This window comes from Streptomyces albidochromogenes (assembly GCF_005981925.1).
Lineage (GTDB): Bacteria > Actinomycetota > Actinomycetes > Streptomycetales > Streptomycetaceae > Streptomyces > Streptomyces albidochromogenes.
In genome coordinates, this window is record NZ_VBVX01000033.1 from 1 (window position 1) to 25,944 (window position 25,944).

Genomic DNA, 25,944 nt, shown 5'->3' on the forward strand with positions numbered 1-25,944 from the left:
GGGTGGAGGCGCGGAAACAAGAGCCCGGCGCCGTAGTAGCCGGTAGATGGTGTTGACCCCCGGGCCCTGGTGCTGTCGAGCACCAGGGCCCTTCACCTGTGCGGACGGCAGGGTCAGAGGGCTGAGCAGCGCGCTCTGCACCAACTGGAGCACAGCTCTGTGTGCTGATGGCCCCTGCTGAGAACGGCCACCGCCTGGCCGGGCCGCCGCCGCACCAGTTCGATGGATCTCCCCGCCGATACAGCCTCTGACCTGCGGCGGGGCGCCGCACCGAAGGCCGTCCGACGACCGGGACGGACGCAACTGCCGCCCCCCGGGTCCGGTCGGACGCTCCCTGCGCTCCAGGCGCCGCCCCGCAGTGTGGCGTGCGCGAGGGGGCCGTACGGGGAGACGATTGGTGAGCCAGGGGCACGGGCGCCGTGCGTGTCCTGGCCGGTACCAGGCATCACGCCGGGCGGAGGCAGGAAGGGAGCCGGGGAGATGGGCGGAGGCGAGCCCTCGCGGAGCGATCCCAATGCGGCGGGGGCTGCCGCGTCCGGGCCAGGTGGCCTGCTCGACGTGCTGGGAGTGGCGGCTGTCCTCCTGAACGCCGAGGGCATGATCGATCTCTGGAGCCCGCAGGCCGAGGACCTGTTCGGCTACAGCGCCGAGGAGGCCCTCGGTGAGCCCGCCGGCCGGTTGCTCGTCAGTGAGGAGAACAGGCAGCTCGTGCTGGACATGTTCGCCGAGGTCATGGAAGGCGGCGGCAGCTGGGCCGGTGTCTTCCCCATCCGGCGCAAGGACGGCAGCACGCGACAGGTCGAGTTCCGCAACATGCGGCTTCAGGACGACCAGCGAGAGTTCTGGGCCCTGGGCCTGGCAACCGACCAGGCGACGCTGCGCGAGGTCGAACGGGACCTGGCGCTGTCCGCCCGGCTGGTGTCCCAGTCACCCATCGGTCTGGGGGTGCTGGACACCGACCTCCGGTACGTCTCGGTCAACCCGGCGGAGGAGCGGATGAACGGCGTGCCCGCCGCCGAGCACATCGGCCGCCACGTCCATGAGGTGCTGCCGTTCCTGGACGAGTCCTTCGAAGCGGCGATGCGCGAGGTCCTGGCCACCGGCGTCCCGGTCCTGGACCAGTACACCGCCGGCCGCACCGCTGCCGACCTGGACCACGACCACGCCTGGTCGATCTCGTTCTACCGGCTCGAAGCCCCCAACGGCAAAGTGCTGGGGGTGGCCACCGCCAGCGTGGACGTCACCGAGCGACACCGCACCGTCGAAGAGCAACGCCATACCGCGCTGACCCTCCAGCGCAGCCTCCTGCCGCACCCGCCGCCGCGACGCCCGGGCCTTGAGATCGCCACCCGCTACCGCCCCACCCAAGCCAGCGTCGAGATCGGCGGCGACTGGTTCGACGTCATCCCCCTGAGCGGAGACAAGACCGCCCTGGTCGTCGGGGACGTCATGGGCAGCGGGGTCGCAGCCGCAGCCACCATGGGCCAGCTGCGTACCGCCACCCGCACCCTGGCCGGCCTCGACCTGCCACCCGCCGAGGTCATGCACCATCTCAACAACGTCACCGCCGGCCTGGGCGACGCCATCGCCACGTGTGTCTACGCCGTCTACGACCCCCACCGGGCCCACTGCCACGTGTCTCTCGCCGGGCATCTGCCGCCGGCCCTTCTGCATCTCGACGGTGTGGCCGAACTCCTGGACCTGCCCACGGGCGTACCGCTGGGTGTCGGCGACGTGGCCTTCCACACCACCATCCTGACCCTGCGCCCCGGCGACCAGCTCGTCCTCTACACCGATGGCCTGGTCGAAACCCGCGACACGGCCATCGACACCCGCCTGGACGTCCTCCTCACTCTCCTCGACGACCCGAAGCGCCCGCTCGAGGACACGTGCGACTGGCTGCTCCAGGCGCTGCAGCACCCCGAGAACCACGACGACGTCGCCCTGCTCATCGCCCAGACCAGGTGACGGGCGTTGGCTCCAGGCGGCAGCCGGCCACCGCGCCCCGGCGCGGCCGCATCTCCGTGCACGCCCAGCGCAAGGTACCTCCGTCTGGCGCGAGCAGAAATCTATGGTCGCTGGAGTAGACATTGGGTGGTGGTGTGGTTATGGTTTCTCTCGTAACCCAGTCAGAAGGGCCCGGCAGACATGAACTGCCGAGCAGGAGTACCGCAGTTGCAGGACGGTACGGCGGTGGAGTTTCGAAGCCTGGCTTGTGCAGGACGGCGACGGGACTGACGGCCGGACCGGGGGGCCCGCAGTGATCAGGGGCCGCCATGAGCAGGACCCGCAGTACCAGCAAGTGCAGTGCGTAGTACCAGCAGCGTGGTGATCAGAGGTTCTCGGCGAAGGCGTCGGCTGCGGGCGCGCGCGCCGGGAGGTTCAGAGGAAAGAACGGAGGAGCTTGGCCCCATCAGGATCGCCTGGGCGGACGTTCTGAGCCCGGGTACCGCAGAACATCGACAGTGAGGTGGTCTCCGGTCACGCATCCGCGATCCCCGCACCCCCGACGGCGTATCAGTCGGGTACGCGGAAACAGAAGGCCGGCGCAGCCCTAGAGCCGGCAGATGGTGTTGCAGTTCCCTCGGGGCCCTGGTGCCGACACGGCACCAGGGCCCCTCCACGCACTTCGCGGGACTTCTTCGTCATTCCGCTCACGAGGAAGCCGGCGCGTCAACGCCGCACCGACGAATCAGCGGACCCCGCAGCCTGTACATGCGACGCGACGAACTCGCCCACGCCTGCCAGGCCGCTCGCCACCTCGCCACCTCGCCACCAGCCACGGTCATCCAGTGGTGCACCCGTCAAAGCGACTGGGCCTAGAAGTGGTTGAAGCCGCTGCCGAGTCGGGCGGCTGCCTTCGTGGTCCCGAGGGTGCCGGGGCCGAAGGACCAGGAGCCGGAGGTCGTGATGCCGGTGGACGTGCTGCGCACCACCCATACAGCGCCCTCACGGCTGTTCTCGCCCGGGGCGCCGACCAGGAGTTCGGCCCTGCCGTCCTTGTTGGCGTCGACGAGCTTCGTGGCGGTGCCGAAAGCGTCGGCCGATTCGGCGGCCCCGGGCATCCCCGTCGTGTCCTGGTGGTAGACCTTGGCACCGCTGGTGCTCAGACCGGACGCGGAGCCGAACAAGGCGACCAGGGCGCCCGCATCGGTCTTGCCGTCGAAGTCCTCCCCGGGCACCCCCACCGTGGCGTCGGCGTACCCGTCTCCGTTGGCGTCCCCGACGCTGATACCCCTGCCGAAGCCGTCGAAGGACTCGGCGGCCCCGGGGACGCCGGCACTGTCCTGGTTGTACTGCACCCGGCCGCCGATGTCCGGGCCGACGGCGCTGCCGTAGAAGACGGTGATCATGCCGCCCTTGCTCATCGGATCCATGTCCTCGTCGTAGCCGGTCGACCAGTGCCCGGCGACCACGTCGGCGTACCCGTCGCGGTCCAGGTCGCCGAGCGCCACTTCGTCGGCCGGAACACCCAGAAAGACATGCTCGGCGAAGCCCGAGGGAGTGCCACGCCAGTAGACCGCGTTCGGAGTTCCGCTGCCGGCGTCGCTGTGGACCTCCGCGGAGCCCACCACGTCGGTGATGCCGTCCCCGTCCACATCCGCGGCCGCCAGCCTGCCCGCGCTCAGGCTGCCCTCCGTCAACGTACCCGGGAAGGCCGCCGTTCTCGCGGCCGAACCGTCGCGTCGGAACGGGCCGCTCAGCATCTGCAGTCCGCCGGCCGGCCCCTCGGTGACGACGTCTTCGCTGCCGTCGCCGTCGAAGTCGCCGGCGGCGACACCCACGCCCAGGTACTTACTCGGGTCGGGGTCGCTGATCAGAGTGCTCCCGGAGGACAGGCCGCTCGCGCCGCCCCAGACGACGGTCAGCATGCCGGCGCCCCGTGCGGTGCCCAGGGTCTCGCCGGATGCGCCGACGATGAGGTCGGCGTAGCCGTCCTTGTCCAGGTCGGCGCTGGAGACCGCGCTCCCGAAGCTGTCGCCGCTCTCGGCGGCGCCGGGTATGCCCGCGGTGTCCTGGCTGATGACCTTCTTGCGGCTGCTGTTCAGCCCCGACGAAGACCCGTACAGCACGGCGACGTAGCCGGCTCCGGCCTTGCCGCTGACTGTGGCCGTCGGCGCGGTGACCGCCACATCACGGTAGCCGTCGCCGTTGAAGTCGTCCTGCAGCCTCGAAGTGCCGGCGGCGGACGTCACGGCGTGCGCGGAGGGTGTCAGCAACGACGCGGACACCACCACCGCGGCTGAGACTGCCGTCCTGCGAATTGCGCGTCGTGGCACGCTCTCTCCTTGCCTTGAAAAGCGGTGCGTCAACACGGACAGCGTGGTGAGCGCGCCCGCTGACGCTCAAGACATCCCGGGTGGGCGGATGGTTGTACGACCAGGGTGGTGTTTCGTGTCGCAGTCGAAGACCACCCGGCCCCGGCGCGGCGGGTTCTGGTTCGAGACGCTGGGCAAGCCCTCCCGCGCGCGTGGCTTGCCACGGGGGTGGGTGCCGTCGGTCGGTCACCGCGAGCCGGCATGCGGGTGCTCTGCCCGGACCGGAGGTCCGGGCAGAGCGTCTCCCTTCGGGCTCGTACGCCGGCTCAGCAGCCGCCGCAGTTGTAGAACGTCACGTCCCAGTGGTTGCCCTCGTCGGCGTAGATGTTGCCGGCGCCGGACTTCCACTGCGGGGCGCCGTCGCCGCGCACACCGATGTAGGTGAATGTGTTCTTGATGTAGTTCCCGACGCACGTGTACTTGCTGAAGTCGAGCTTGTAGCCGTTCCAGTGCGAGTACGTGCCGCCGGCGTGGCCGGTCTCCGTGCCGCCGGTGATGTTCAGGGCGCAGCCGCTCGCGCTCCTGAGCGTCTGGGCGCCCTGGGCGGAGGCGAGGTTGAGCTGCTCGAAGGACGTACAGGTCGGGTTGTTGCGGTCCGAGCAGCCGCCGGACGAGGACCAGGTGATCCCGGAGCTACGGAACATCGAAGTCGCCGTGGAGTGGCTGATCTTGGTGGCCGCGTGCGCGTCGGTCGCACCGCCGATCACACCCACCCCGGGGGCGAAGAACGCGCCGAGCACGAGCGCGAGGGCGGTGATGACGGCGCGCAGTGCGGTGCCGCGTGTGCGGCTCGGGACCGGGGCGCCGGCCGGGAGACCGTCGGGGGTCGTCAGGGACTTCATGAGCTTCCTCCTGGTGCGGACTTCGGTGGACGGGGCGTGGATGTCTGCGGTGGTGCTGAGCGGTGAGCCGCGAGGTCTACCCGCGTCGACTCCCCGGCGCGGAAGACCCCGGGGACGCGGCCCGGGGGAGGGGGCGGTCAGACGGTGGAGCGGAAAGCCGGCAGGTAACCGCCGGAGTGGCCTGTGGCCGTCGGGTGATAGCTGTTGGACACGGGCACCGAAACGCTGTGCAGCCAGGCGTCGCCGGAGCAGATCTCGTGGCCGGTGAACTCGTCCACGACGCTGGAGTACGCGAATCCCGCGTCGGCGGCCTGCTTGACGAGCATGCCGTTGAGAGCGTCGCTGCCCCGGTTGATCGCCGCGCGCTCGTTCTCGCTCAGGCCGGCGATGCAGCTGCCGTTCAGCTGGTAGAAGCGCGGATAGCCCAGCACGACGACGCGAGCCTGCGGCGCCTTGCTGCGGATGGTGCCGTAGAGGGACGAAAGGCCCCCCGGCAGGGTGTTGTTGATCTGCGTGATGGCGTTGTTCACCGCGTTGACGCACGTGGCCTCGCTCTGCAGAACACAGGTCTGCATGACGCTCGCGAAGCCGACGTCGTTGCCGCCGGCGGTGATGCTGATGAGCGTGGTCGCGCTGTTGAGCGGGGTCAGTTGACTGCTTTTCACCGTGCTGGTCGTCGCTCCCGAACAGGCGGTGAAGGAGAACGATGCCGGGGCGTTCGCCGCCGCCCACAGTGACGGGTATGCCTTGCTGCTGCGCTGGCAGCTGCCACTGTCGGCCAGGTAGCTGCCGGCGCCCACCCCGGAGGAGTAGGAGTCGCCTAGAGCGACGTAGCGCTGCTCCGCCGCAGCGGCGTAGGCGGGCTGGGCCAGGCCGATGGTCGCCGCGATCAGGAGTAAGGGAGCGAGAACCCGTTTCAAACTGGAGGTGAACATGACAACTCAGTCCTTGGGCTGTTGGGGGGAGGCCAGGAATTGTTGAAGCGTCACTTTGTAGCAGTGCGCGGCGCCCCCGCGATAGGCGTGTGGAGCGGTTTGTTTCCGTACGACTCTGCCGAGCGGCGCGGGCGAGCGACGCCCTGCGTCCAGGAACCACCCTTCGACGCGCATTCCTGCCTGGCCGGTGACGAAGCCCGGCCCGACGAACCGTCCTTCCCCGGCTCGTGCCGCGCCGTCACGGGGGAGCCGAACGGCCGTGTGCGGCCGGTCGGACGTAGGCCACCCCCTGGTTCAATTCGCCTCCAGAGTGGGGCTGTGTTGGCGCAGGGGCGGTCCGTGCCCCGCGGGCAGCGGCCCGGGCGTCCGCCGTCATCGCGGCCAGGCCGAGGACGGACTCGCCCTGTCGAGGGAAGCCGCTGGTCAAGCCGTCGCTGCCGTAAGCGCGCGTTCCTCCGTGCCGGACGGAGTGGTACGTGGACGGCTGTCCGGCAATGCAGCCGCACGAAATGAGTCAGCCGCCTCGCTGGACGGCCCCGCGGCTACGGCGGGCCGATGCCCCCCGGACCGTTCTGTTGCCGGCTGTGTGGCGGACGACCCAACTGTCGGTGTGGCGTGCGCGGACGTAGGGTCCCGGCCGTCGAGATTCCGACCGATGCGTTCGCGCGCGGCCTGCATCAGCCGCAGGTGTCCTTCGACCGCTCGCATGGGGTGACGTGGACCGCCGTGGTGACGACACCGGTGGGCTGCCTCCACCGGTCCGCCAGCCGGAATGTGGAGATGGAGAACGCGTGTTCCCGGGCGGGATCGGGCTTGCGGCCGGCCCCGGAGGAGGAGCCGGACAGGAGAGGATCTAGGTGTCTTTCGTGGCGGATCGTTTCGCACTCTTGCCTCGGTTGCCGCCCGTGCTGGTCCGACGGGGCTTGGCGGGCACGCTCTTGCGCTTCGTGGCCTCTTGCGCGCCGTCGGCCGATGGTGCTGTCCGCTCCGGTGCGAGCGGCCACGTGAACTCGATCTCCAGTTCGATCTCCCCGTTACCGACCTCGACCTCTATCTCACTGTGCAACTCCTCCGGGACCCGCAGGCTCACGGTCCCCGCGCCGAGTTCCAGTTCGGCATCCCCGCCTTCCTTCAGCGCGGCTGCGATTCTCGACAACTGGTCAGCCGCCTCAAGGCGCGACAGTGAGCGCTTCTGCTCAAACTTCAGGTCCGTCATCGGTATCTCCCATCCGGCAGAAACGGTGCACAAGGACAATTCTGGAGCCATGTACGTGATCGGACATCCGCACGGCCGGCGAAGCGCCGGAACGGCCTGCGACCTGGCGCGTGTGGTGCGCATGGAGGAGAGCGGACGGGGCGTGGGTGGGACGGTCTCAGCGGTGACCGAAGCGGATCGAGCCCTTCCCCGAGGTGAGCCCTTCTCCGAGGTGAGCCCGTCGCAGTGGCGGCGTCCGTGAAGTTCGCTGCCGGTGGGCCGGGGCTACCGCGTATCGCGGGCATATCGAGAATCGGATACGCCACCGCAACGGCCCTCCATCTCTCATGGAGGGCATGAACCACCACCCCATCCTGTCGCCACCGCCCCGCCGCGTGAGCCGGATCGTGCTTCTCGGCCTGGCGACGCTCGGCCTGGCGGGCGCCGTCCTCGTCGTGCGGCGGCCGCTCATGATGGCCGCTCCGATGTGCTTGTCCGGGCGCTGGCACGGTTGCCTCGGTACGTTCAACGGGGTGGTGCTCGTCACGTTGGTCACGCTGCCGCTGGCCGCGCTGGTGGCGTGGGTGCCGGCGCGCCGTCGACGGGCCGCCGGCGTCACGTCGGCGTGGCGGATGTCGCTGGCCGAGGTGGGCATGGTCCATGGCACCGTGCCGTTCCTGTGGATGACGATGATGCCGGGCGCCGGGGCCGGCGTCGTACCCGCCCGGGTCAGCCTGGTCCCGCTGCGGGACCTGCTCACGATGGGTCCGCTCGGGATCGCCGGCAACCTGCTGATCTTCGCGACGCTGGGGTTCTTCGCCCCGATGCGGTTCGCGGCACTGGCGTCCGTGCCCCGGATCCTCGCGCTCGGGGCGGCCTGCTCGGTCCTGGTCGAAACCGCGCAGTACGTTCTGCGGCTGGACCGGGTGTCCTCCGTGGACGACGTACTGGTCAACGCCACCGGCGCGGTGCTGGCCGCGCTGGCCTCGCGCCGCTGGTGGCGCACCACGGCGAATGCGCCGTCTGACCACCCCCGCCCCGCGCCGGCACCCGCATGCTGAGTCGCGGGTCCGGTGCGGACACGTCCTCGCATACGCCGGCGATATGTCGTGCTGCTTAGGCTTCGGACATGCGCGTACTGATCGTGGAGGACGAGCCCTACCTGGCCGAAGCCGTCCGTGACGGTCTGCGCCTGGAGGCGATCGCCGCCGACATCGCGGGCGACGGCGACTCCGCGCTGGAACTGCTCAGGGTCAACACCTACGACCTCGCCGTCCTCGACCGCGACATCCCCGGCCCTTCCGGCGACGAGGTCGCCCGGCGCATCGTCGACTCCGGCAGTGGCATCCCGATCCTGATGCTCACCGCTGCCGACCGGATCGACGACAAGGCTTCCGGGTTCGGGCTCGGCGCCGACGACTACCTCACCAAACCGTTCGAGCTGCGGGAGCTCGTCCTGCGGCTGAGGGCGCTCGACCGCAGACGCGCGTACGCCCGGCCTCCGGTCCGCGAGATCGCGGGCCTGCGTCTCGACCCCTTCCGCCGGGAGGTCTTCCGCGACGGACGCTACGTCGCGCTCACCCGTAAGCAGTTCGCCGTGCTGGAAGTCCTCGTCGTCGCCGAAGGCGGGGTGGTCAGCGCCGAAGAACTGCTGGAACGGGCCTGGGACGAGAACGCCGACCCCCTCACCAACGCCGTGCGCATCACCGTCTCCGCACTGCGCAAACGGCTCGGCGAACCGTGGCTCATCGCCACCGTGCCCGGCGTCGGCTACCGGATCGACACCGGTACCGACACCAGCGCCCCCGGCAGGGACACCACCGACCCCGGCGGTATGCGTGCGTAGACGCCCAGGGCTCAGCGCCCGACTGAAACTCACCCTCAGCTACGCCGGGTTCCTCGCCGTCGCCGGCGCTCTCCTGCTGGCCGTGGTGTGGGTGTTCCTGCTGCGCTACGTACCCGACAATTCCCAGGGTCTTCTCGGGATCGCGCCCAACCGCTACCTCCTTGTGCGCACCTTCGCCCCCGCCGCGGCCGTGGCGATGGTCGCGCTGCTCGTGTTCGGACTCGTCGGGGGATGGATCCTCGCCGGCCGGATGCTCGCACCCCTCACACAGATCACGGATGCGGCACGGAGGGCCGGGAACGGCTCGCTGTCCCACCGGATCCGCATGAAGGGCCGCCAGGACGAATTCCGTGAACTCTCCGACGCGTTCGACGCCATGCTCGGACAACTCGAATCCCACGTCGCCGAGCAGCAGAGGTTCGCCGCGAACGCCTCCCACGAACTGCGCACCCCGCTGGCCATCTCGCAGACGCTGCTCGACGTGGCCCACAAGGACCCCACGCGGGACCGGGGCGAACTGATCGAACGCCTGCGGGCCGTCAATACGCGCGCGATCGACCTCACCGAGGCCCTCCTGCTGCTCAGCCGCAGCGACCGGCGGAACTTCGCCCCCGAGCGCGTCGACCTCTCCCTCGTCGCCGAAGAGGCCGCCGAAACGCTGCTTCCTCTCGCCGAACAGCGCCGGATCACACTCGACGTCACCGGCGGGGCGGCCCGGACCAGCGGCTCCGCCGAGCTCTTGCTGCGGATGGTGGCGAACCTCGTCCAGAACGCCGTCGTCCACAACCTGCCCGCCGGTGGCACCGTGACGGTCCACACCGAGGCCCACGGCGACACGTGCGTGCTGCGGGTGGAGAACACGGGCCGACCAGTGCCACCGGAACTGGTGCCGACCCTCACCGAACCCTTCCAGCGCGGGACGGAACGCGTACGCGCCGACGGGCACGCCGGTGTCGGCCTCGGCCTGGCCATCGTGCACAGCATCGTCCGAGCCCACGACGGGACCCTCGACCTCGTGGCCCGCCCTGCCGGCGGTCTCCTCGTCACGGTCCGGCTGCCCGGCACGCCGTAGGCATGTTCGGCAACGGCGCGCCGGCCCTCCGCGGCCTCGTCGTGGACCGCGTCCGGAACGCCGCGGCCACCGTCCGTGGTGCGCCACGTGTCGTGCAGCCGTACGGAGTGAGCGGAGCAGACCGGACCCGCCGAGGGCCCGGGGGCCGGTCGCGGGGGCGTCGGTCACTCACGCTCGTCGTCCGAAGATCACCGGCGCGTGCGCGGGGGCGTGTGGCGTGAGGGTAAAGGACTCCAAAGTGGCCATGCGGGGCAACTCGGGCGGCCGCGCCCGGGGCATATGACTCCGTGACCACTTTTTCTCCGGGAGCCGCCCGTGACACGCAGCGTCTTACGTCTCGTCAGCGCTGATGACGGCAACGGCGCGACAGCGCCCTTCCGCCTCGGCAGTCCCGACCGTGCCCAGCAGAACTCCGGCGACCTGACCACGTCGTACGCCGACCGCGCCGGCAGTGTCTGGTGCGCCTGCGGCGACTACAACCACAGCACGGCACAACTCGACGGCGCCTGGACGACGAACACCGCAGACAACCTGGGCGACCTGCACACCTTCACCGGTCCGGATCGGAAGGGACAGTGCTGATGAGAAGCGGAATCCGTGTGACGAACGGGACCCGGATGCCCTTGGCCTGGTACACGGGCCTGGTGGCCGTGCTGACGGCGTTCCTGCTCCCGCTGGGGGCCGTACCGGCCGTTGCGGCCCCGGCCGGCCTCGGCGACTGCCCGCAGTACCGCTTCTGCGTGTACCAGGCCCACCACTTCGAGGGGCGGCCGACGGCGTACAAGCTGCCCGCCGGCCGGGCGTGCCTGGACACCCGCGAGGGCAGGTCGTACTACAACACCATGCTCGACACCCTGCGGGTATGGGAGTTCAGCAATTGCACGGGCCGCTCCGAGCTCGTGGCAGTGGGGCAGTCCGGCAACGCGACCGCCTTCACCTACGACGCCGTGAACTCGGAGTACTGCGGCGGCGCCTGTCGGCGTCTTGGCCAGGGGCAGGCCGTCGGCGGCAGTCACTGAACTGAACACCGACCAAGGGTCACGCCTGCGGCCGAGGCGCCGCAGGCGCGCTCCAACGGCTCACGGCCTGAGCGTCGCGGTACTGGTCGCGGTTCGCGGGGAGTTCTCGGAAGCCGGCTGACGTGTAGGTGGCGACGGCGCCGACATTGGAGCTCGGGGTGCAGACGACGGCGCTCGACGAGCCCAGCGCCTGGAGTGCGGCCGCCGCGGCCAGGGTGATCGCCCTGCCGTAGCCGTGACCGCGATGCTCACGGTGCACGCCCATCGGCTCGAGCAACCCGGGCTTCCCGGGACCGGCCGACCACACGGTCACCGCCGCCACCGCGTTGCCCTGGCCGTCGTACGCGACCAGACACCGGGCGTCGGCGTAGAGCGGTCCGGCTGCCATCGCGTGCCAGAGCTCGTCCGTGTACGTCGACGTCTCGAACGATGCCCGCTGTACGGCGGCCCGCACGTGCGCCTTCTGTGGCCCGATCACCTCGATCCGCACGCCAGGATCCGCTACCCGTTCCGTGAGGTCGCGGCGCAGGGGGGCCCACGGCTCGCCCGCGTTCCAACCGCCCTCGGACAGCAGACCTCGCACCAGCGCGCTCCTGGGCGCCTCGATGGCCACCTTCCCCTCCATCAGTACGCCGCGCCTCGGCTCGGCCACGTCCTCGACCAACCGCTGCGCCAGCTCCACGTCCCACCGGGCGTCCGGCGCGATCGCGAGCCGCAACAAGCCGGGACCGTCCAGCAGCCCGACGGCCAGGATCTGTCCGTCCCGGCTCCACGTCCTGACCGCCGCGGCGGTCGCCTCCGCACCGAACCGCCAGAACCAGCCCAGGTCCCCCGGATGCAACTGCGTCGGCGCCCCGTCGTACTGCCACTCCCGCAGGGCGCCCACCGCCTCGCGCAGCCCGTCGGCTCCGGGCCTGCCCAACACAATCGCCATACCCGCGATCAGACACCACCGCCCCCACAGTCCGCACCCGGTTTCCGATCGGCCGGCGTGGGGTCGGGGTTCGGGATGGGGAGACCAGGCGGGCACTGTCCCCCGCTGTGGGCACAGAGGGAGGAGATGCTGCATGGCTTCTCCGGGCCACTCTCGCCAGGAGCGATCGCCGCAGCGTTGCCCTCTACAGTTGGCCTCCTATCAGGGGAGGGGCAATACGTGGGAAGAATTCAGGGGCTGCGCGCCACTGTCACAGTGGGCGCCCTGGGGCTTGTGCTGGCCGGCTGCGGCCAGCGGTCTGCGCCTGCGTCGACGGCTCCGTACGAGGGTGTGCAGGAGTTGCCGGAGCAGCTGGCAGCAGACGGCACGACGATCGTGGTGGGGGACCCGCGGGCCAGGACGACGGTGCGGGTCTATGAGGACCCGCGCTGCCCGGTCGTCGAGGAGTACGAACGCACGGGGGCTGCGGCACTGACCGAGATGACACTGGCCCGCAAGACGAAGACCGAGTACGTCTTCGCCTCGTTCAAGGACGGCAGCCTGGGCGGCGACGGCTCCAAGCGTGCGGTCAACAGCCTTCGCGCCGCTCTGGAGGCGGGCAAGTTCGCCGAGTACCACGCGGTGCTGTTCGAGAACCAGCAGGAGGCGGAGGAGTCCGGCGGGTTCACCACCGCCATGCTGCTGGAGCTCGCCGGCGAGGTGAAGGGGCTGCGCGGCAAGGCCTTCGACTCGGCGGTGACCACGATGAAGTATCAGCCCTTCGTCACCGCTTCGCAGGCTGCCTATCAAGAAGTCGACGGTCCCGACCCCGCAGGGCCGGGCACACCGTCGGTCATGATCAACGAAAAGGAACTACCGGACGAGATGCTCGGGGTGGTTGTGGAGCCGGCCGTGTTCACCCGCCTGCTGATCGACATCCACCACAAGCGGGGGATCTGGCGGAACGGAGTGGACGTGCTGTGAGAGCAGCTGGTTCACCGGCTCGCCTGCACGTGCCCCGCGCGGCAGCCGGGGGAAGCCCGCTGGGCAGCGGCTGCATCCTGCTTCCGTAGCGTTTCGTTCGTGGGAGGGTCGACGGTGTGAGTCGCCGTCGCCCCTGGCACCAGTTGCCACCGGTCCGGCGGACGGTCGCGTCCAGCTCGCCTGCCGCCAACTCCCTTTTCCCAGCTGGGCGGTGCCGCCTACGGCCCCTAACGCCGCTGCCGGTCGTGGTCTCGCAGTACCGCCGCGAGCCGGCGTGCTCCCTCGTCCAGTTCCGTGAGGTCGGGGGTGGCGGCGAAGCTGAGGCGGAGGTGGGCTGCCGGCGGCTCGGTGGCGAAGTAGTGGTTGTTTGCGTTCACCGCCACGCCCTGTTGCGGGGTGGCGGCGGATCGCGGTACCGCGCGACCACCCGATGGAATCGCCCGAGGTGCGCGCCGCAGCGCGAAGGCGTCCGAGCGCTGAAGACGTCTGGAGCGCCGACGCCGCGCGGGCGAGCAGCCCGGCCGCGCGGCCAAGGCCCTTCGACCCGGGCAGCCGCCTCAACGGGCAGCTATCGAATCCGGCCACACCTCGCACGGCATCGGCTCGTACGCCCGCGCACCGCGCCCGCTGCTACGCCCCGGTCTTCGGCCGGTAGGTGCACACGTGCACGCCCGTGCCGCTGACGACCGTGGAGACCAGTTCGAACGTGCGGAGGTGACCGTCGGCCGGGTAGATCGTCTTACCGCCGCCGACGAGCACCGGCAGGATCATGAGCCGGAGTTCGTCGACCAGCCCCTCGGCCAGCAGGGTCCGGGTGAGGGACGCGCTCCCCATGACCACGAGGTCGCGGCCTTCTGTTTCGCGCAGCTTCTTGATCTGGTCCAGCGCTTGGTCGCCGGGGATGCGCGTGGTGTTGTTCCACGTCAGTTCGTCCTCGCCGAGGGTGCTGGACACCACGTACTTGGTGACGCTGTTCATGTGGTCGGCGAACGGGTCGCCGGCCTGGGCCGGCCACGCCGCGGCCATGCCTTGCCAGGTACGACGCCCGAACAGCAGAGCCTCGGTGTTGCCCTGCCACTCGGCCAGGGCGCCGCCCATCACCTCCGGGTCGAAGAACGGGTGGCTCCAACCACCGTGGGCAAAGCCGCCGTCGGTGTCCTCGTCCGGGTGTCCCGGGGCCTGGACGACACCGTCCAGGCTGATGAATTCACCAATCACAATACGCATGCGGATATCTCGCTTCCTGATCCGTTGCATTCAGAGGGATGGGCCGCGGCGATGCCGACGGCCTGGAGGCTCGCGTCGGACTTCTTGCCGCTGGGATCGCTGTCGTTCGCGACAGGGGAAAAGCTATGGCGCGTTCGCAGGTCCGGCAACCGGTTGCTTGCTGCTACTCCGCATAACCACTGGTCAGTTGACGGAAATCATTGCAATGGACTTGTCGCTGAATGCAAGGGCGGTCACAAGGTCATTGCAATGATCAGAGCGTGAACGCTCATGACCGGGCGGTGCGGACTACTTCGCCTTGTCCTCGGCGAGGGTGTGGGCGACCAGTGCGTTGGCGTGGCCGTGGCCCAGGCCGTGTTCGGCCTTGAGCCACGAGACGAGTTCCATGTGCTTGGTCAGGGGAGAGGACCGGATGAGGTCCTTCCATTCCGCGATCGGGCGGCCGTACTTCTTCTCGATCGAGGGGAAGTACGCGGCGCCCTGAAGTGAGTCAGCCATGTCTTTCATGCCTTTCGTTGGTTGCTCGGTAAGAGCTGTGGTGTGTGCGCCTACGTGTGGGATGCCCGGCGGCCCGGCTGGCGGCGTGTGAGCCGGACGGCCACCGTGGTGAGTGCGGCAAGGCCGAACGCCGCACCCGCGGTGAAGGACAGTACGGAGGCCGCCGAGCCGGCGAAACCGGCGAGGACGCCCACGGGGGCGAGTCGGCAGGCCAACGCCCAGCCCCGCTGCCGCCGGCCGGCGAAGTGGCGGGCCAGGACGAGGAACGCGGCACACAGGGCGAGGTAGCCGACCATGCCGGCGACCATGTGGACCGCGCCGTGAACGCTCAGTGCGGGGGGCGCGGAGTCCGAGGTGCCGGCCGGGAAGCCGGCCCCCGGGTCGGCGGCGAACACCCCGCTGACCAGGAACGAGGCGCCGAACACGCCGACCAGCCAGGGCGCCGCGCGGTGGCCGGGGCCCCCGTCCAGCGCGCGCCGCAGTCCCACCGCGCCGGCGATCATGAGGGCGCCGGCGACGAAGAAGCTGGTCACCTGGATCCAGCCCAGGTCGCCGAGACTGAGCTGGCTGATGGCGTTACGCGTGAAGTCGAAACCCTCACGCGTGAGGCCCTGGACGAGTCCCACGCCAAGAAACAGCGGGCCCGCCGCGGCGCCGCAGGCCAGCAGCGCCCGCGCCGCGCGGGCCGTAGGCGCGGATGCGGTGGGTACGGCAGACGTGGGGACGCTGATCGCATGGGTCATGGCATGCCTTCCTCATCCGCCGCGCCCACCCGAAGGGCCAGGAGCACGGCACTGGAATCTCGTTGCTTGTATGACCGTGAGGGATGACCGAACTCATCGGCCCAGTCGAAGAGATGCGCGTCACACGAGCATGGCGGGGCGGTGGGCGCAGGGCTGTGTGGCCATCAGGTCCACACCGGAAGTCCCAGCAGAGCTTGCGGACGTGGGCCAGGTGGTCGGTGAACATCTGCTCGGCGCCGGGATGATGAGCAGTTCGAAGTCCGGCTCCCGCGGTGTCCCTCAAGGCGTCCGGAACAGGTGGTTCGTGGCCGCAGGGGTCAGAGGCTGCGGGCGGTGATGTCGCCGTAGGAAGTAGTGGCGTGGATGGTCAGACCGGTGGCGCCGTCGGTGTTGTTGAGCGCGTTGTGGATCCGGCCGTAGCTGGTGCGGGCGTCCAGGGAGGCGGAGGCCCCGCGGGCGGCGCCGACGGAGATGTCGCCGTGTTCGGTGCTCAGGGTGACCGCGCCGGTCGTGGCCTCGGTGATGTGAATGGCGCCCTTCTGCGTGCTGATGCGGGCGGGGCCGCCCAGGCGGCCGACCGAGACGTCGCCGGCGAGGAGGGTGAGGCGGGCGCTCGCGGTCTCGTCGAGCTCGACCGTGCCCTGCGCGCCCTCGAAGTCGACATCGCCGAGCCGTCCGACGGTGTGGAATTCGGCGCCGGCCGTCTTCGCCTCGATGCGGGAGCCGGCGGGCAGCTGGACGGTCACCTCGACGGATCCGGAGCTGCCGAGGATCGGGTTCTTCGCCGCCGGGGCCGTGGCCCGCAGGACGCCGTCGCCGTACTCGACCTCGGTCTGCTCTGCGGCCTTCACGTCGCGGCTGCTCGAGGCGTCCGACAGCGATACCTGGAGGCGGACCGAACGCGTATGCGGTGATGCGCAACGGCGGCTTACCGCCTGACAGCGCCCTCGGCGCAGCCAACTCGGGGCGGCAGCTCGGGGTCGCGCTCGTACAGCGCCGTTCGGCCCCACGGCACCGTGGTCCGGTGGCTGGATGCGGACCAGACTTCGCGAACCGGGGACGTTTCACATCCCGTGGACGAGGGGCACGAGAACCCTCAGTTCCACATCACGGCCTTGGCTCCATACTGGTCGGGCCCCGATCATCCACAGAACGGTTCCATGGCCAAGAACAGCAGCTCCTCGACCGTCGTCCCCGACACCGCGTGGCTGGGACGCGGGCGCCACCTCGGGCCCGAGCCCGAGCAGGACGTCCGGCGCAACCTGACCGCTCTCAAGGCGGCCGGGGTGATCGACGACTTCCTGGACCTCGACCCCGTCGAGGCTGCCCGCTCCACTGTCCTGTACCCGCGTGACGAGTCCTCCGACCCGGGCCCGTCGGCCCGTCGCCTCTTCGAGGCCCGTTGGCGCGTGGCCGATGGCATCACGGTGCGTGCGCAGTTGACCCTGTACGACCCGGAGGCCCGCCGCAAGGAGGACGAGGGCACCACCTGGATCCTCGCCGCCGAGGCAGGGCTGACCTGGGATTCGCGGTGGCCCTCGCCCGCCACCATGTTCTGGCCCGACAGCGACCGGGTCGCGTGGGACCACGACACGGTGCCGGGCGTACGCCTGCGGGCGGCGAACCACCTGCCGAAGGACGACGACGAGCTGCGGCACCGGCTTCGGGACTGCACCCGCACGAGCTGGTTCGTCCACGTCGTGGTGCACGAGGCGATGACGCCGGACGCGAGGGGGCAGCGGCCGGTCTCGACGTTCCTGCCGCCCAGCCTGCGGCACCGAGTGGTCGAGCACCGGGCCACGCCCGAGCAGGCGCAGATCGCCGACTTCGCGTTGAAGCGGGAGTTGCACGTACGCCTGCCGCGCGGCGGCGCCGTCGTCCTCCCCACGGAGCCGCAGGTCCCGGATTACGACGCGGAGCGCTTCACGGTGCGCAACGTCTTCCTGGACGGCTCCGAACCGACGGAACTCCTCGACGCCATCATGGCCTGCGCCGCGCAGCCGCGGCCGCTGTCCTGCGACGCCGAACGAGCCCTGACGCGACTGCGCCAGGGCTGGCACCTGCTGACCCCGGAGGAGGAACTGGTGCACGCCCGGGCCATGGTCGCCCAGTACGCCGAGCAGCTCGATGCCATGACGAAGTCGTGTGACCTGTACCGGGAGGCGGCCGAGGCGGCGCATGCCGCGCTGGCCGAGGTGACCGGCGGCGACGGTGTGCCCCGTCCGCCCACGCCGGGACCGGTCAAGGCGGGCGGCTCACCGCTGACCGCCCTGACGAAGGCGTTCGGCCGCTTCCGTGACCCGAACACGTAGAGCACGCCGAGTCAGGGGGCTCGATCCGGTGTTGAGCCCCGCCCCGGTTGCCGGACGAGCGGGGCTTGCCGGTGAGAGCGGGGCGGCCGGAGGGGAGGCATGCCCCGCCGGATCAGCACGGGCAGCCCGAAACCACCGGGCTCGGCGCAGTGCGCACCGCGCGCCTCCGCACACCGTCGAGCCCTGTGCTCCCGCTGGCGGGGCCGAGCATCGCGGTCGCGTACCTACGACACTCGCTCACCCTCGACATGCAGGGCGGATTGCATGTGGCGACAGCGCTCGATGGAGCGGTGACGCATCCACAGGACCCAGAAGCAGAAGCCGATCACGCCTACGGTGAAGACCAGCGGGTAGCCCAACGAGCCGGTGACCGCCCCGAGAACGAGCATCCCCACCGCGACCAAGCCCATGAAACCCAGCCAGTACGGCAGCCACCGGCCTCCACGTTCCAGCTGCCGAAGCTGCTCGGTCACCAGCCGCCGCATGGCCGCCTGCTCCTCCGGCTCGCTCGGCACCTCACGATGCCGGATCCTGCGGTTGAGCTCGGCGAGTGAGCGCGGGTCGGTGCCCACTGCGCGGCCGACCTTGCGACGCTGCACGGCCAGCACCGTGACGACGACGGCAGCGTAGAAGCCGCCCTGCACCACCCAGTGGACCGGATGTTCGTCGCGGCGGAACAGGGCGGTGACTCCTGTGCCCAGCAGGAAGACCAGGGTCGCCTGCGCAGCCAGACTGCGGTCAAGCCAATCCTTGAAGGCGCCCACAGCACCTACCTCCTCGACAGCTACGGACTACCGCTCCTGTGCCCCAATACCCCGCCGCCGCCGGTGTATTAGCCGGTGCTCACCCCTGAAGCCGACCTGCCTCCGCACGCGCCAACGACCAGCACCGCACGTCAACCGCTGCTCGATGAGACACACGCACTCGATCTGCCACACCGGGGCGGTTCGCTGTCGTCGTCAGCCGGCCACGTGCGTCGAAGCCGCCGGTCGTGGCGGCGCTGCTGGTGGGCAACTGGGTGTGGCCGGCGCTGCTGAGGCCGCTCGCGGAGCCGAGCAGGCAGTACGTACTGACGCCGGTGACGACCAGGCCGGCGATCAGGGCATGGCCGCCGAAGTTCCCGAGGTGAGGGAGGCCGGAGCGGTCGTTGGCCGAAGGTCGCCCGCGGCGATACCCCGGGCGGGCCTGCATCCGTCGGCGCGGTGGACGCGGGCGTCACCGGGCCCCGGCACCCGGTGTGCACCGGACCCCGCCGGGCTCCCGTCCCACCGGCGTGCGTCACCACGGCAGACGGCGAACCGTCACCGGGAGGGAGGCGCACACAACGGCAGATGCCGGGCGAAGAACAACCGTACGAGGTCCCGAACGGCGGGCACGGTGACGCGCGGCGCCGCCCGGCCGACCATGGCGGCGCGTCCGGCAGCGGTCATCAGGCCGGCCTTGTGGAGCTGGGGGACGAGAGCCGCGTAGTCGGTGAAGACCCAGTGCGCGGTTTCGTCGAGTCGGCGCCGGGTGACGGGGCCCGCGTGGGCGAGGAGGGCTGCCCAGGACCGGTCCAGCCGGGCGTCGCGGACGTCGGTGCCGGCCAGGAGCAGCGGCCGGTCCGTTCCCTGCCGGGCCACCGGCAACAGTTCGCCGTCCATCTGGTCGAGGTACCCCTCCAGGTTGACGGCGGCGGTGATCCGCCGGTCCTCGTACAGCGCCTGCGCCGCCGCGGTGCCGCCCGCCGAGTGCCCGTAGACGCCTACCCGGTCCAAGGCAAGGGCGTCGAGGACGAAGCGGAGGTCGGCGACCCGCGTGTCGATCATGGTGCGGAAGGTCGCCGCGTCGAGGTCCGGACGGAGCACGGTCGTCCGAATCCGTTGGCGTCCGGGCCGCTCGTCGGGGAACTCCACCTCGCTCGCGTCCCCGGGGTGGTCGACGGTGACGACGGTCCAGCCGTACGAGGCGAGGTCGATCGCCAGTGAGCTGCCCATCGTGCGGGCGTCGCCGCCGCCGGGGCTGTAGATCAGCACGGGGCGCCGGCCGGGCAGTGCCGGGGCCCCGGTCCGGGCATGGGTGAGGGTGGCCGCCCAGTCGACCCCGTTCGCGGGCAGGTGCGGACGGATCAGGGGGGCGAGGACGGCGAACTTTCCGGCGGCGCCGGGCGTGAGGTGCGCAACGCGCGGGAAGCCACGGCCGGGCACGGCCGGCCGCAGGACGGTGACCATGAGCTCGCGTACGCCGATCCCGGGCTCCCAGGGGTCGTTGCGGGAGCGGTCGACGAGGTGGAGGACCCGGGCGCCGACGGGGTGCGGGCCGGTGGGCGCGGGCAGCCGGAGAAGGGGCAGGCCAGAACCATCGGAGGCCGAGGCCGAGGCGGAGCCGGGGGCGGTTGTGGCGAGGAACCAGGTGGCGACGCCGGCGAGGGCGCCCTTGGCGAGGGTACGGCGGCCGGGTGTGAGGGAAACGGTCATGGAAGGCATCCTGGGGGCGGGCGCGATGCCGGGGCGAAGCGTGCGGCCTGGCCCGAAAGGCTTGCTCGGAACAGGGGGATGTGCGTGATCCGGATCCACTTCACGGCGGACGATTTCGCCCGGGTGCGCTTCGCGCCGCGGCTCTCGCCCGTACCGGAGCTGCATGCGGCCCTGATGATGCTGGGCGCGCCGCACGAGGAGCTGCTGTTCGGGCGCTGGCGGAGCAGACTGCTGCGGAGTCTGCCGAGGGCGGCCGAACCGCTCGCGGACCTGGTACCGGACGGGTCGGCCCCTGCCTTCCTCGATGTCGCCGGCGACACACTGGACGAGGGGGTCGCGCTGATCAGGGCGGCCCAGCCGGAGTTCGTGCGGGCCGGGATCGAGCAGGTGTACGCGCGACGGCCCGCCCCGCCGTGGATCCGCGCCCTGTACGGCGGAGATGCCGACGCCTGGCGGACGCTGGACCGGGCGCAGCGCTCGGCGTACGAGACGGTACTCGCGCCGGTCTGGCCCCTGCTCCAGGATTCGCACCGGACGGAGTTCACCCGCCATGCCCTTGCCGTCGCCGAACAGGGCGTCGGAGCCACCCTCACCGGCCTGGCACCGGGGTCGCGGCTGCGCGACGGAGTCTGGGAGTGGCCCCTACCGGGCTTCCCCGGTGTACGAGAGGTACGGCTCGGCGGGCGCGGGCTGATCCTGCGCCCCACTTTCCACTGGCGTCGCGGGCCCCTCATCCAGGACCACCCGGACCGGCCCACGGCACTGGCCTACCCGGCAGGCCGGGGGCTGCCGCCCGTTCCGGACAGGGCCGGGCGACCGGACGAGCCCCTCGCCGGAGTCCTCGGGCGCACCCGGCTCACCCTGCTGCGGGCCTTGGACGAAGCACGTACGACCACGGACCTGGCCCGCAGTATCGGCGTCAGCAACGCCACAGCGTCCGCCCACGCCTCGGCGCTGCGTGCCGCCGGCCTCCTCACCACCACCCGCACGGGCCGTTCGGTGCACCACGCGCGTACGCCTTTGGCACAGCTGCTGCTCACCGGCGGCACGGCCGACAGCTGACCCCGGCAGGGCGGCGCGCTTACCGCACGCCCGGCGCGGGCCGTGACGGCGGCGGCCTCGTCGCCAAGGCCCCGGTGACCTCCTACGACTGCTCCGTTATGTCCCCGACCTGCTGGGCGATGTCCTCCAGCACGGCCTTCGGGTCGGCCGACGGCGCGACGGCCTTGCCGATGTTCCGCTTGATGGTGTTGCTGACCTGAAGCCAGGACGGTTCGTTGACCGGGTACAGCTCGGCACCGCGCAGTGCGTTCAGGAACTGCGCGCCGCTGGGGTCAGCCGCCGCGTCCTTGGATGCCTGGGTGGCGGACACCGTCGAGGGCAACAGGTGGTAGCGCCCGGCGAAATCGTTGAGGTTCTTGTCCTGGTAGACGAATTCCAGGAAGGAGCCCACCAGTTCACGGTTGTCGTCGTGTTTGAAGGCCATCATCCAGTCGGCGACGCCCGCCGACGGCAAGGTCTGCCCGTCTCTCGGCGTACTCGCCACCGGCATGCTCAGGGTGCCGACCTTGATGCCCTTCGCCCTCGCCTCGTGGAGGAGCGAGGGGTAGCCGTTGAGCATGCCGACGTCGCCGCGCAGAAAGGCGTCGAAGGCGTCCTGCCGGTTGAGTTCGGCCGGCGGAACCGGGCCGGTCAGGCCGGGCGCGACGAGATTCTCCTTGAGCCAGCGGAACGTCTGCGTGTTCTGCTCGGACGCGATGCTGTAGCCACCGCTGCCGTCGGCGTACCCCCCGCCGTTGCTCAGTTCCCAGATCAGCGCTTCGGCGTGTGCCTCCTCTGGGCCGAGCGGCAGCGCGTACGGGTAGAGCACTCCCTCCTGCTTCAGCGCCTCGGCCGCGTTCTTCAGGCCGGACCAGGTCTTCGGCGGCTCCGCCGCGGCGTTGTCGAACAGCTCCTTGTTGTAGAAGAGCAGCCGGCTGCTGGCCACGAAGGGCAAGCCGTAGAGGGTGTTGCCCACCGTACCCGCCTTCGCGAGCGGCGGCAGGAAGTTCGCCTCCGCCTTGACCGACAGCAGCTCGCTGGCGGCGTAGAGGCGGCCCTCGGCGGCGAAGTCGGAGTAGGCCCCCATCAGAGCCACGTCCGGGGCGTTGCCCTCCTCGACCATGCGGGTCACCTCGCGGTCGACGTCCGCCCACGGGTAGAGCGTCACCTCGACCTCCTTGCCGGGGTGGGCGTCGGTGAAGGCGTCGGCCAGTTTGTCCCAGTATGCCTTGGAGCTGCTCGCCGGGCTGTTGCCGTACTCGGCGGCCACCAGGCGCAGTGTCGTCCCGCCGCCGCCGCTGGACGAGCCGCAGGCGGTGACGAGGGAGCCCAGTAGTCCGAGCGCGGCCGCCGAGGCGGTCGCGCTGATCATTCTTGGTCGCAAGGATCTTTCCTCTTGATCTTTATTTGGACAGTGCGTCCGGAATTCTCTCCCGGCTCGGGCCGTATTGCGCCCCCTGGGTAAAGGTTGTGGCCATTGCTCCAACTGCACGTATTGCGACTGGTGTTTTCCGATATGCCGAAACCAATTCCGACGCGCGTAGAACCCTCCACGATGTCCAACACGACGCCCGCATGGAGCATTGACGCAAGGATGACGAAAGGGGCGCTCGCCCCCACCACCCGGTGCTGCGGCCGCTGTGGCCGGTTCGGGCCGGCCCCGGCACCGCTTCGCCTACCGTCGTCTCGGTGGCAGCCGGAACCTATTGCGTCCTTCGGATGATCCACACGTCAGAATGGTGCGATGGACCATCACTACGTCGGCATCCCGGAGTTGACCGGCGTTCCCCGTGTCGCTGTCGTCATCGACGTCATGCGCGCCTTCACCGTGGCAGCTTGGGCCTTCTCGCGTGGTGTCGAGAGGATCGTCCTGGCCTCGACGGAAAGTGAGGCACTTGCCTTGAAGGAGAGCCGCTCGGGCTGGCTGGCATTGAAGGACGGAGCTCCAGCGGCGGGCTTCGACGCGGTGAATTCACCTGGCCTGCTCAGGTCGTGCGACTTCTCTGGCCGCACACTGGTGCAGAAAACGACGGCAGGGACCGTCGGGGCTCTGGCCGTCGCGGACGCGCCGTTGGTTCTGTGCGCGAGCTTCGTGGTGGCCGGCCCGACCGCGCGGTTCCTGCGGGCCGAGGGCGCCGGCCCGGTGACGTTCGTCGTCACCGGAGAAGGAGGCCGGGCCGACGAGGACCTGGCCTGCGCCGAGTACATCGGTCGGGCCATGGCCGGAGGTGATGTCGAGGCGGCCCCGTATCTTCACCGCGCGCGGACATCTCGTGCCGCGGCCGATCTCGCCGCCGGCCTGCGGAGTGGATACCACCCGGACGATGTCGATCTCTGCCTGGAGATCGACAGGTTCCCCTTCGCGATGGTGGCTCGCCGGGAAGAGTCCCTGACGGTGCTCCGTCCCGTTGCGGTGCCTGACGGTCCCGCCCAGTAGCCGCAGCTCTGCTGCCCCTTCGGACTCTCAGGGGCAGGGCCCACGCGATGCGCGCGGACCATGCCACCCGCGAGCTATGGCCGGGCGTCGAGGCGGTGCTGCAGCGCCCCGTCCGGGCCGAAGACGTCCATCAGGTAGCCCCGTCTCAGCGAAAGCCCTTCCTCGCGCTCCAGGTACCCGGCGATCGACCCCTTGAGGTGATCGAAGATCTCGGCGTCCTGATCCGGGTTGTGCGTCCACACGGTCAGCAGCGGTGTGCCGTCCACAGCGGAGCTTCGCTGGATCCCGTACACATCTTCCTCTCCACCGGACTGCCGGTAGCGCTCGGCCAATTGGCCTGCGGGATCTGGCGCGACGGTGGAGGTGACCGTGGGGCCGGGCGGGACAGTGGGGCGAGCGCTGTCCGTCGTGCAGCCGGACAGCAGGGCGGCACATCCGGCACAGCTCAGTACGGCCCAGCGGGCGAAGAGGCTCATCACGCCATTCTCACCGGCGTGCGGATGACTGCCTCAGCCCCCCATGCGGCGGCAGTCGTCTCCGTGGCCCATCACGGCAGGCCGGCCTCTGCGGCAGGCCGGACGCCGCCCTTGTCGTGCGGAGTCCCCGAGCCATGCGCCGGGAGGCGCCGTACGGCGGGGACGCAGAGCAGTGCCAGTGCGGCGGGGACCGCGACAGCCGTCATCACGTACAGGGTGGGCCGCACGCCGACGGACTCGGACACCGGCCCGGCCAGCGTCAGGCCCAGCGGCATGAGTCCTGCGGACAGCAGGTAGTCGTAGGAACTCACGCGGGACAGGGCCGTTTCGGGCACGTGTGTCTGCAGTGCCGTCTCCCAGAGGACGAAGAAGAGGGAGACAGCGACCCCGGTGACGGCTTCGAGGAACGCGATCAACGCGAGCGAGGCACCTGATCCGATGATGATCGCCTGGCAGGAGGCCACGGCGAGCGCTGCCGCGGCCAGGGCCATGGGGCGCGCGACCTTGAGCCGGTAGGCGCAGACGTCACCGACGACGGATCCGATACCGAAGGCGGCGACCACGACCGACCAGCTCGCCGCACCGCCCCACTCGCGCTCGGCCAGGACAGGTCCCAGCACGAAGACCGACGGCAGCACCACGACGTGGTAGACCGCCATGGCGGCCATGCCCGACCACAGCCAGCTCCGGCTGCGCACCTGCGCCCAGCCCTCGCGGAGTTCTCTCAGGAAGTTCCCCCCGCCAGTGGCCCGCCCTGACTTCGGCGCCGCCTCGCGAGGTTTCAAGCGGGCCAGGAACGCGGCGCTGACCGCGAAGGTCAGCGCGTCCAGGGCCAGGGCACCGCCGGGGCCGGCCAACGCGACCAGACCTCCCGCCAGCGCCGGCCCGAGCACCAGACCGGACGACTGGACGAAACCGCGCAGAGCGTTGGCTTCCCGCAGTCGGTCGGGCCTGACGACAAGGGGCATCAGCCCGGTGGCGGCGGGCATGAAGAACGCGTCCGCCGTGCCGAAAATGATCATCAGCAGGACGAGATGTGGAACTTCGGCCACACCGGTCAGCAGCAGCCCGGCAAGGAGTGCCTGAACAGCGAACCGCACCATGTCGGAGATCAGCATGATGCGGTGCCGACGGAAGCGGTCCGCCCACACCCCACCGACCAGCGTGAACAGCAGCATGGGCAAGAGCCCTGCGGCCGCCACCAGACCGACGTCGGAGGCGGACCCGCCCACCGACAGCACGGCGAAGGGCACAGCCACGAACGACACACGGTCGCCCAGCACCGACAGGGACTGCCCGACGAACAGGCGGGCGAACTGGGGCTCATCACGCAGCACGCCAGGGATCAAGGACTTCATGCGGCCGCCGTTCACGGACAGGAGACAGTGTGCCCAGCGCCCGATCGTAAGGAGGCCATCCTGGCGAGTCACCTGAGTTTTCGGCGGAGCGGAGTCGTTGGCGAGTTTCCCGCCGGACGCGGACGGCGGCTGCGGCCGCCTCCCCCTTGCACGGTGTGCGCGTCGACGGGCCCCCTCGCCCTGTCGTACGGGGCGGGGGATTGACATCACTGGTGCGTCAATCGTGATGATCTTGGTGTTGGTCCTGGCGTGCTGGGCGATGCAAAGCTGA

The 25,944-nt window shown here is 70.3% G+C and carries 26 protein-coding genes; 11 read left to right on the plus strand and 15 right to left on the minus strand.

The genetic code is table 11. The annotated features are described in order from the left end of the window. The first annotated feature begins 480 nt into the window (after window positions 1-480). A complete protein-coding gene (locus E2E34_RS07010; protein ID WP_138901047.1) occupies window positions 481-1,968 on the plus strand; it encodes a SpoIIE family protein phosphatase in 1,488 nt (495 codons plus the stop codon). An 851-nt stretch (window positions 1,969-2,819) separates the two neighbouring features. On the opposite strand, the gene E2E34_RS07015 is transcribed toward E2E34_RS07010, so the two are convergent. The 4 genes from E2E34_RS07015 to E2E34_RS07030 form a co-directional block, all read right to left on the minus strand. Then, entirely contained in the window at window positions 2,820-4,280 is a 1,461-nt protein-coding gene (locus E2E34_RS07015) for an FG-GAP repeat domain-containing protein (protein WP_138901048.1), read from the minus strand. Window positions 4,281-4,585: 305 nt separating this feature from the next. Next, window positions 4,586-5,161, minus strand: a complete 576-nt coding sequence (locus E2E34_RS07020) for a hypothetical protein (protein WP_244315549.1) — start codon at window positions 5,159-5,161, stop codon at window positions 4,586-4,588. A gap of 137 nt (window positions 5,162-5,298) precedes the next feature. Continuing rightward, window positions 5,299-6,096, minus strand: coding sequence for an SGNH/GDSL hydrolase family protein (locus tag E2E34_RS07025; protein ID WP_138901049.1), 798 nt, complete (start codon window positions 6,094-6,096; stop codon window positions 5,299-5,301). An 853-nt stretch (window positions 6,097-6,949) separates the two neighbouring features. Next, window positions 6,950-7,312, minus strand: coding sequence for an amphi-Trp domain-containing protein (locus E2E34_RS07030; protein ID WP_138901050.1), 363 nt, complete (start codon window positions 7,310-7,312; stop codon window positions 6,950-6,952). 335 nt (window positions 7,313-7,647) lie between these two features. Between E2E34_RS07030 and E2E34_RS07035 the strand changes: the two genes are divergently transcribed. The 5 genes from E2E34_RS07035 to E2E34_RS07055 all read left to right on the plus strand — a co-directional run bounded on the left by E2E34_RS07035 (window position 7,648) and on the right by E2E34_RS07055 (window position 11,228). Further along, window positions 7,648-8,352, plus strand: coding sequence for a VanZ family protein (locus E2E34_RS07035; RefSeq protein ID WP_138901051.1), 705 nt, complete (start codon window positions 7,648-7,650; stop codon window positions 8,350-8,352). A 68-nt stretch (window positions 8,353-8,420) separates the two neighbouring features. Further along, complete coding sequence (locus tag E2E34_RS07040) at window positions 8,421-9,137, plus strand: response regulator transcription factor (protein ID WP_138901052.1); 717 nt, start codon at window positions 8,421-8,423, stop codon at window positions 9,135-9,137. After that, window positions 9,130-10,209 carry a sensor histidine kinase gene (locus tag E2E34_RS07045; RefSeq protein ID WP_138901053.1) on the plus strand — a complete coding sequence of 360 codons (1,080 nt, stop codon included), beginning with the start codon at window positions 9,130-9,132 and terminating at the stop codon, window positions 10,207-10,209. The genes E2E34_RS07040 and E2E34_RS07045 overlap by 8 nt, the downstream gene beginning before the upstream one ends. Window positions 10,210-10,524: 315 nt before the next feature. Continuing rightward, window positions 10,525-10,791 carry a hypothetical protein gene (locus tag E2E34_RS07050; RefSeq protein WP_138901054.1) on the plus strand — a complete coding sequence of 89 codons (267 nt, stop codon included), beginning with the start codon at window positions 10,525-10,527 and terminating at the stop codon, window positions 10,789-10,791. A gap of 17 nt (window positions 10,792-10,808) precedes the next feature. Beyond that, the gene (locus tag E2E34_RS07055; protein WP_167518233.1) at window positions 10,809-11,228 is read left to right on the plus strand and encodes a peptidase inhibitor family I36 protein; all 420 of its coding nucleotides are present in this window, start codon (window positions 10,809-10,811) and stop codon (window positions 11,226-11,228) included. A gap of 19 nt (window positions 11,229-11,247) precedes the next feature. Here E2E34_RS07055 and E2E34_RS07060 read toward each other — a convergent pair whose 3' ends face one another. Next, the gene (locus E2E34_RS07060) at window positions 11,248-12,162 is read right to left on the minus strand and encodes a GNAT family N-acetyltransferase (RefSeq protein ID WP_138901056.1); all 915 of its coding nucleotides are present in this window, start codon (window positions 12,160-12,162) and stop codon (window positions 11,248-11,250) included. A 219-nt stretch (window positions 12,163-12,381) separates the two neighbouring features. On the opposite strand from E2E34_RS07060, the gene E2E34_RS07065 reads away from it, so the two are divergent. Further along, the gene (locus E2E34_RS07065) at window positions 12,382-13,125 is read left to right on the plus strand and encodes a DsbA family protein (RefSeq protein ID WP_244315550.1); all 744 of its coding nucleotides are present in this window, start codon (window positions 12,382-12,384) and stop codon (window positions 13,123-13,125) included. 227 nt (window positions 13,126-13,352) lie between these two features. On the opposite strand, the gene E2E34_RS35315 is transcribed toward E2E34_RS07065, so the two are convergent. The 5 genes from E2E34_RS35315 to E2E34_RS07090 form a co-directional block, all read right to left on the minus strand. Further along, a complete protein-coding gene (locus tag E2E34_RS35315) occupies window positions 13,353-13,502 on the minus strand; it encodes a hypothetical protein (protein ID WP_208765170.1) in 150 nt (49 codons plus the stop codon). A 253-nt stretch (window positions 13,503-13,755) separates the two neighbouring features. Continuing rightward, a complete protein-coding gene (locus tag E2E34_RS07075) occupies window positions 13,756-14,352 on the minus strand; it encodes a dihydrofolate reductase family protein (RefSeq protein ID WP_138901059.1) in 597 nt (198 codons plus the stop codon). Between the two features lie 288 nt (window positions 14,353-14,640). Next, window positions 14,641-14,850 (minus strand): DUF4287 domain-containing protein, encoded by a 210-nt coding sequence (locus E2E34_RS07080; protein ID WP_138901060.1) that lies wholly within the window; start codon window positions 14,848-14,850, stop codon window positions 14,641-14,643. A 50-nt stretch (window positions 14,851-14,900) separates the two neighbouring features. Next, window positions 14,901-15,593 (minus strand): DUF998 domain-containing protein, encoded by a 693-nt coding sequence (locus E2E34_RS07085; RefSeq protein ID WP_138901061.1) that lies wholly within the window; start codon window positions 15,591-15,593, stop codon window positions 14,901-14,903. Between the two features lie 317 nt (window positions 15,594-15,910). Next, window positions 15,911-16,549, minus strand: a complete 639-nt coding sequence (locus E2E34_RS07090) for a DUF4097 family beta strand repeat-containing protein (protein WP_138901078.1) — start codon at window positions 16,547-16,549, stop codon at window positions 15,911-15,913. Between the two features lie 204 nt (window positions 16,550-16,753). Between E2E34_RS07090 and E2E34_RS07095 the strand changes: the two genes are divergently transcribed. Continuing rightward, the gene (locus E2E34_RS07095; protein ID WP_138901062.1) at window positions 16,754-17,905 is read left to right on the plus strand and encodes a hypothetical protein; all 1,152 of its coding nucleotides are present in this window, start codon (window positions 16,754-16,756) and stop codon (window positions 17,903-17,905) included. Between the two features lie 224 nt (window positions 17,906-18,129). Here the strand turns inward: E2E34_RS07095 and E2E34_RS07100 are convergent, their stop codons facing one another. Then, on the minus strand, window positions 18,130-18,669 hold the full coding sequence (locus tag E2E34_RS07100; RefSeq protein ID WP_138901063.1) for a hypothetical protein: 540 nt from the start codon (window positions 18,667-18,669) through the stop codon (window positions 18,130-18,132). Window positions 18,670-18,896: 227 nt separating this feature from the next. Between E2E34_RS07100 and E2E34_RS35320 the strand changes: the two genes are divergently transcribed. Further along, window positions 18,897-19,034 carry a hypothetical protein gene (locus E2E34_RS35320; protein ID WP_167518234.1) on the plus strand — a complete coding sequence of 46 codons (138 nt, stop codon included), beginning with the start codon at window positions 18,897-18,899 and terminating at the stop codon, window positions 19,032-19,034. Between the two features lie 172 nt (window positions 19,035-19,206). Here E2E34_RS35320 and E2E34_RS07105 read toward each other — a convergent pair whose 3' ends face one another. Continuing rightward, window positions 19,207-20,361, minus strand: coding sequence for an alpha/beta fold hydrolase (locus E2E34_RS07105; RefSeq protein ID WP_138901064.1), 1,155 nt, complete (start codon window positions 20,359-20,361; stop codon window positions 19,207-19,209). Window positions 20,362-20,445: 84 nt separating this feature from the next. Between E2E34_RS07105 and E2E34_RS07110 the strand changes: the two genes are divergently transcribed. Then, window positions 20,446-21,423 carry an ArsR/SmtB family transcription factor gene (locus E2E34_RS07110; protein WP_138901065.1) on the plus strand — a complete coding sequence of 326 codons (978 nt, stop codon included), beginning with the start codon at window positions 20,446-20,448 and terminating at the stop codon, window positions 21,421-21,423. Between the two features lie 82 nt (window positions 21,424-21,505). Here E2E34_RS07110 and E2E34_RS07115 read toward each other — a convergent pair whose 3' ends face one another. Then, window positions 21,506-22,786, minus strand: a complete 1,281-nt coding sequence (locus tag E2E34_RS07115) for an extracellular solute-binding protein (RefSeq protein ID WP_486387774.1) — start codon at window positions 22,784-22,786, stop codon at window positions 21,506-21,508. 360 nt (window positions 22,787-23,146) lie between these two features. Between E2E34_RS07115 and E2E34_RS07120 the strand changes: the two genes are divergently transcribed. Continuing rightward, window positions 23,147-23,839 carry a 2-phosphosulfolactate phosphatase gene (locus E2E34_RS07120; RefSeq protein WP_138901066.1) on the plus strand — a complete coding sequence of 231 codons (693 nt, stop codon included), beginning with the start codon at window positions 23,147-23,149 and terminating at the stop codon, window positions 23,837-23,839. Window positions 23,840-23,913: 74 nt separating this feature from the next. Here E2E34_RS07120 and E2E34_RS07125 read toward each other — a convergent pair whose 3' ends face one another. Together E2E34_RS07125 and E2E34_RS07130 are read right to left on the minus strand one after the other, a co-directional pair. Beyond that, window positions 23,914-24,315, minus strand: coding sequence for a hypothetical protein (locus tag E2E34_RS07125; protein ID WP_138901067.1), 402 nt, complete (start codon window positions 24,313-24,315; stop codon window positions 23,914-23,916). A 71-nt stretch (window positions 24,316-24,386) separates the two neighbouring features. After that, window positions 24,387-25,652, minus strand: a complete 1,266-nt coding sequence (locus E2E34_RS07130; RefSeq protein ID WP_138901068.1) for an MFS transporter — start codon at window positions 25,650-25,652, stop codon at window positions 24,387-24,389. Window positions 25,653-25,944: the final 292 nt, after the last annotated feature.

What these genes read in the sequence shown, in the direction of transcription:
- E2E34_RS07010 (WP_138901047.1), top strand. Translation starts at nt 481, where the DNA reads ATGGGCGGAGGCGAGCCCTCGCGGAGCGATCCCAATGCGGCGGGGGCT.
- E2E34_RS07020 (WP_244315549.1), bottom strand. Translation starts at nt 5,161, where the DNA reads ATGAAGTCCCTGACGACCCCCGACGGTCTCCCGGCCGGCGCCCCGGTC.
- E2E34_RS07025 (WP_138901049.1), bottom strand. Translation starts at nt 6,096, where the DNA reads ATGTTCACCTCCAGTTTGAAACGGGTTCTCGCTCCCTTACTCCTGATC.
- E2E34_RS07030 (WP_138901050.1), bottom strand. Translation starts at nt 7,312, where the DNA reads ATGACGGACCTGAAGTTTGAGCAGAAGCGCTCACTGTCGCGCCTTGAG.
- E2E34_RS07035 (WP_138901051.1), top strand. Translation starts at nt 7,648, where the DNA reads ATGAACCACCACCCCATCCTGTCGCCACCGCCCCGCCGCGTGAGCCGG.
- E2E34_RS07040 (WP_138901052.1), top strand. Translation starts at nt 8,421, where the DNA reads ATGCGCGTACTGATCGTGGAGGACGAGCCCTACCTGGCCGAAGCCGTC.
- E2E34_RS07060 (WP_138901056.1), bottom strand. Translation starts at nt 12,162, where the DNA reads ATGGCGATTGTGTTGGGCAGGCCCGGAGCCGACGGGCTGCGCGAGGCG.
- E2E34_RS07075 (WP_138901059.1), bottom strand. Translation starts at nt 14,352, where the DNA reads ATGCGTATTGTGATTGGTGAATTCATCAGCCTGGACGGTGTCGTCCAG.
- E2E34_RS07080 (WP_138901060.1), bottom strand. Translation starts at nt 14,850, where the DNA reads ATGGCTGACTCACTTCAGGGCGCCGCGTACTTCCCCTCGATCGAGAAG.
- E2E34_RS07085 (WP_138901061.1), bottom strand. Translation starts at nt 15,593, where the DNA reads ATGACCCATGCGATCAGCGTCCCCACGTCTGCCGTACCCACCGCATCC.
- E2E34_RS07095 (WP_138901062.1), top strand. Translation starts at nt 16,754, where the DNA reads ATGGCCAAGAACAGCAGCTCCTCGACCGTCGTCCCCGACACCGCGTGG.
- E2E34_RS07105 (WP_138901064.1), bottom strand. Translation starts at nt 20,361, where the DNA reads ATGACCGTTTCCCTCACACCCGGCCGCCGTACCCTCGCCAAGGGCGCC.
- E2E34_RS07120 (WP_138901066.1), top strand. Translation starts at nt 23,147, where the DNA reads ATGGACCATCACTACGTCGGCATCCCGGAGTTGACCGGCGTTCCCCGT.
- E2E34_RS07125 (WP_138901067.1), bottom strand. Translation starts at nt 24,315, where the DNA reads ATGAGCCTCTTCGCCCGCTGGGCCGTACTGAGCTGTGCCGGATGTGCC.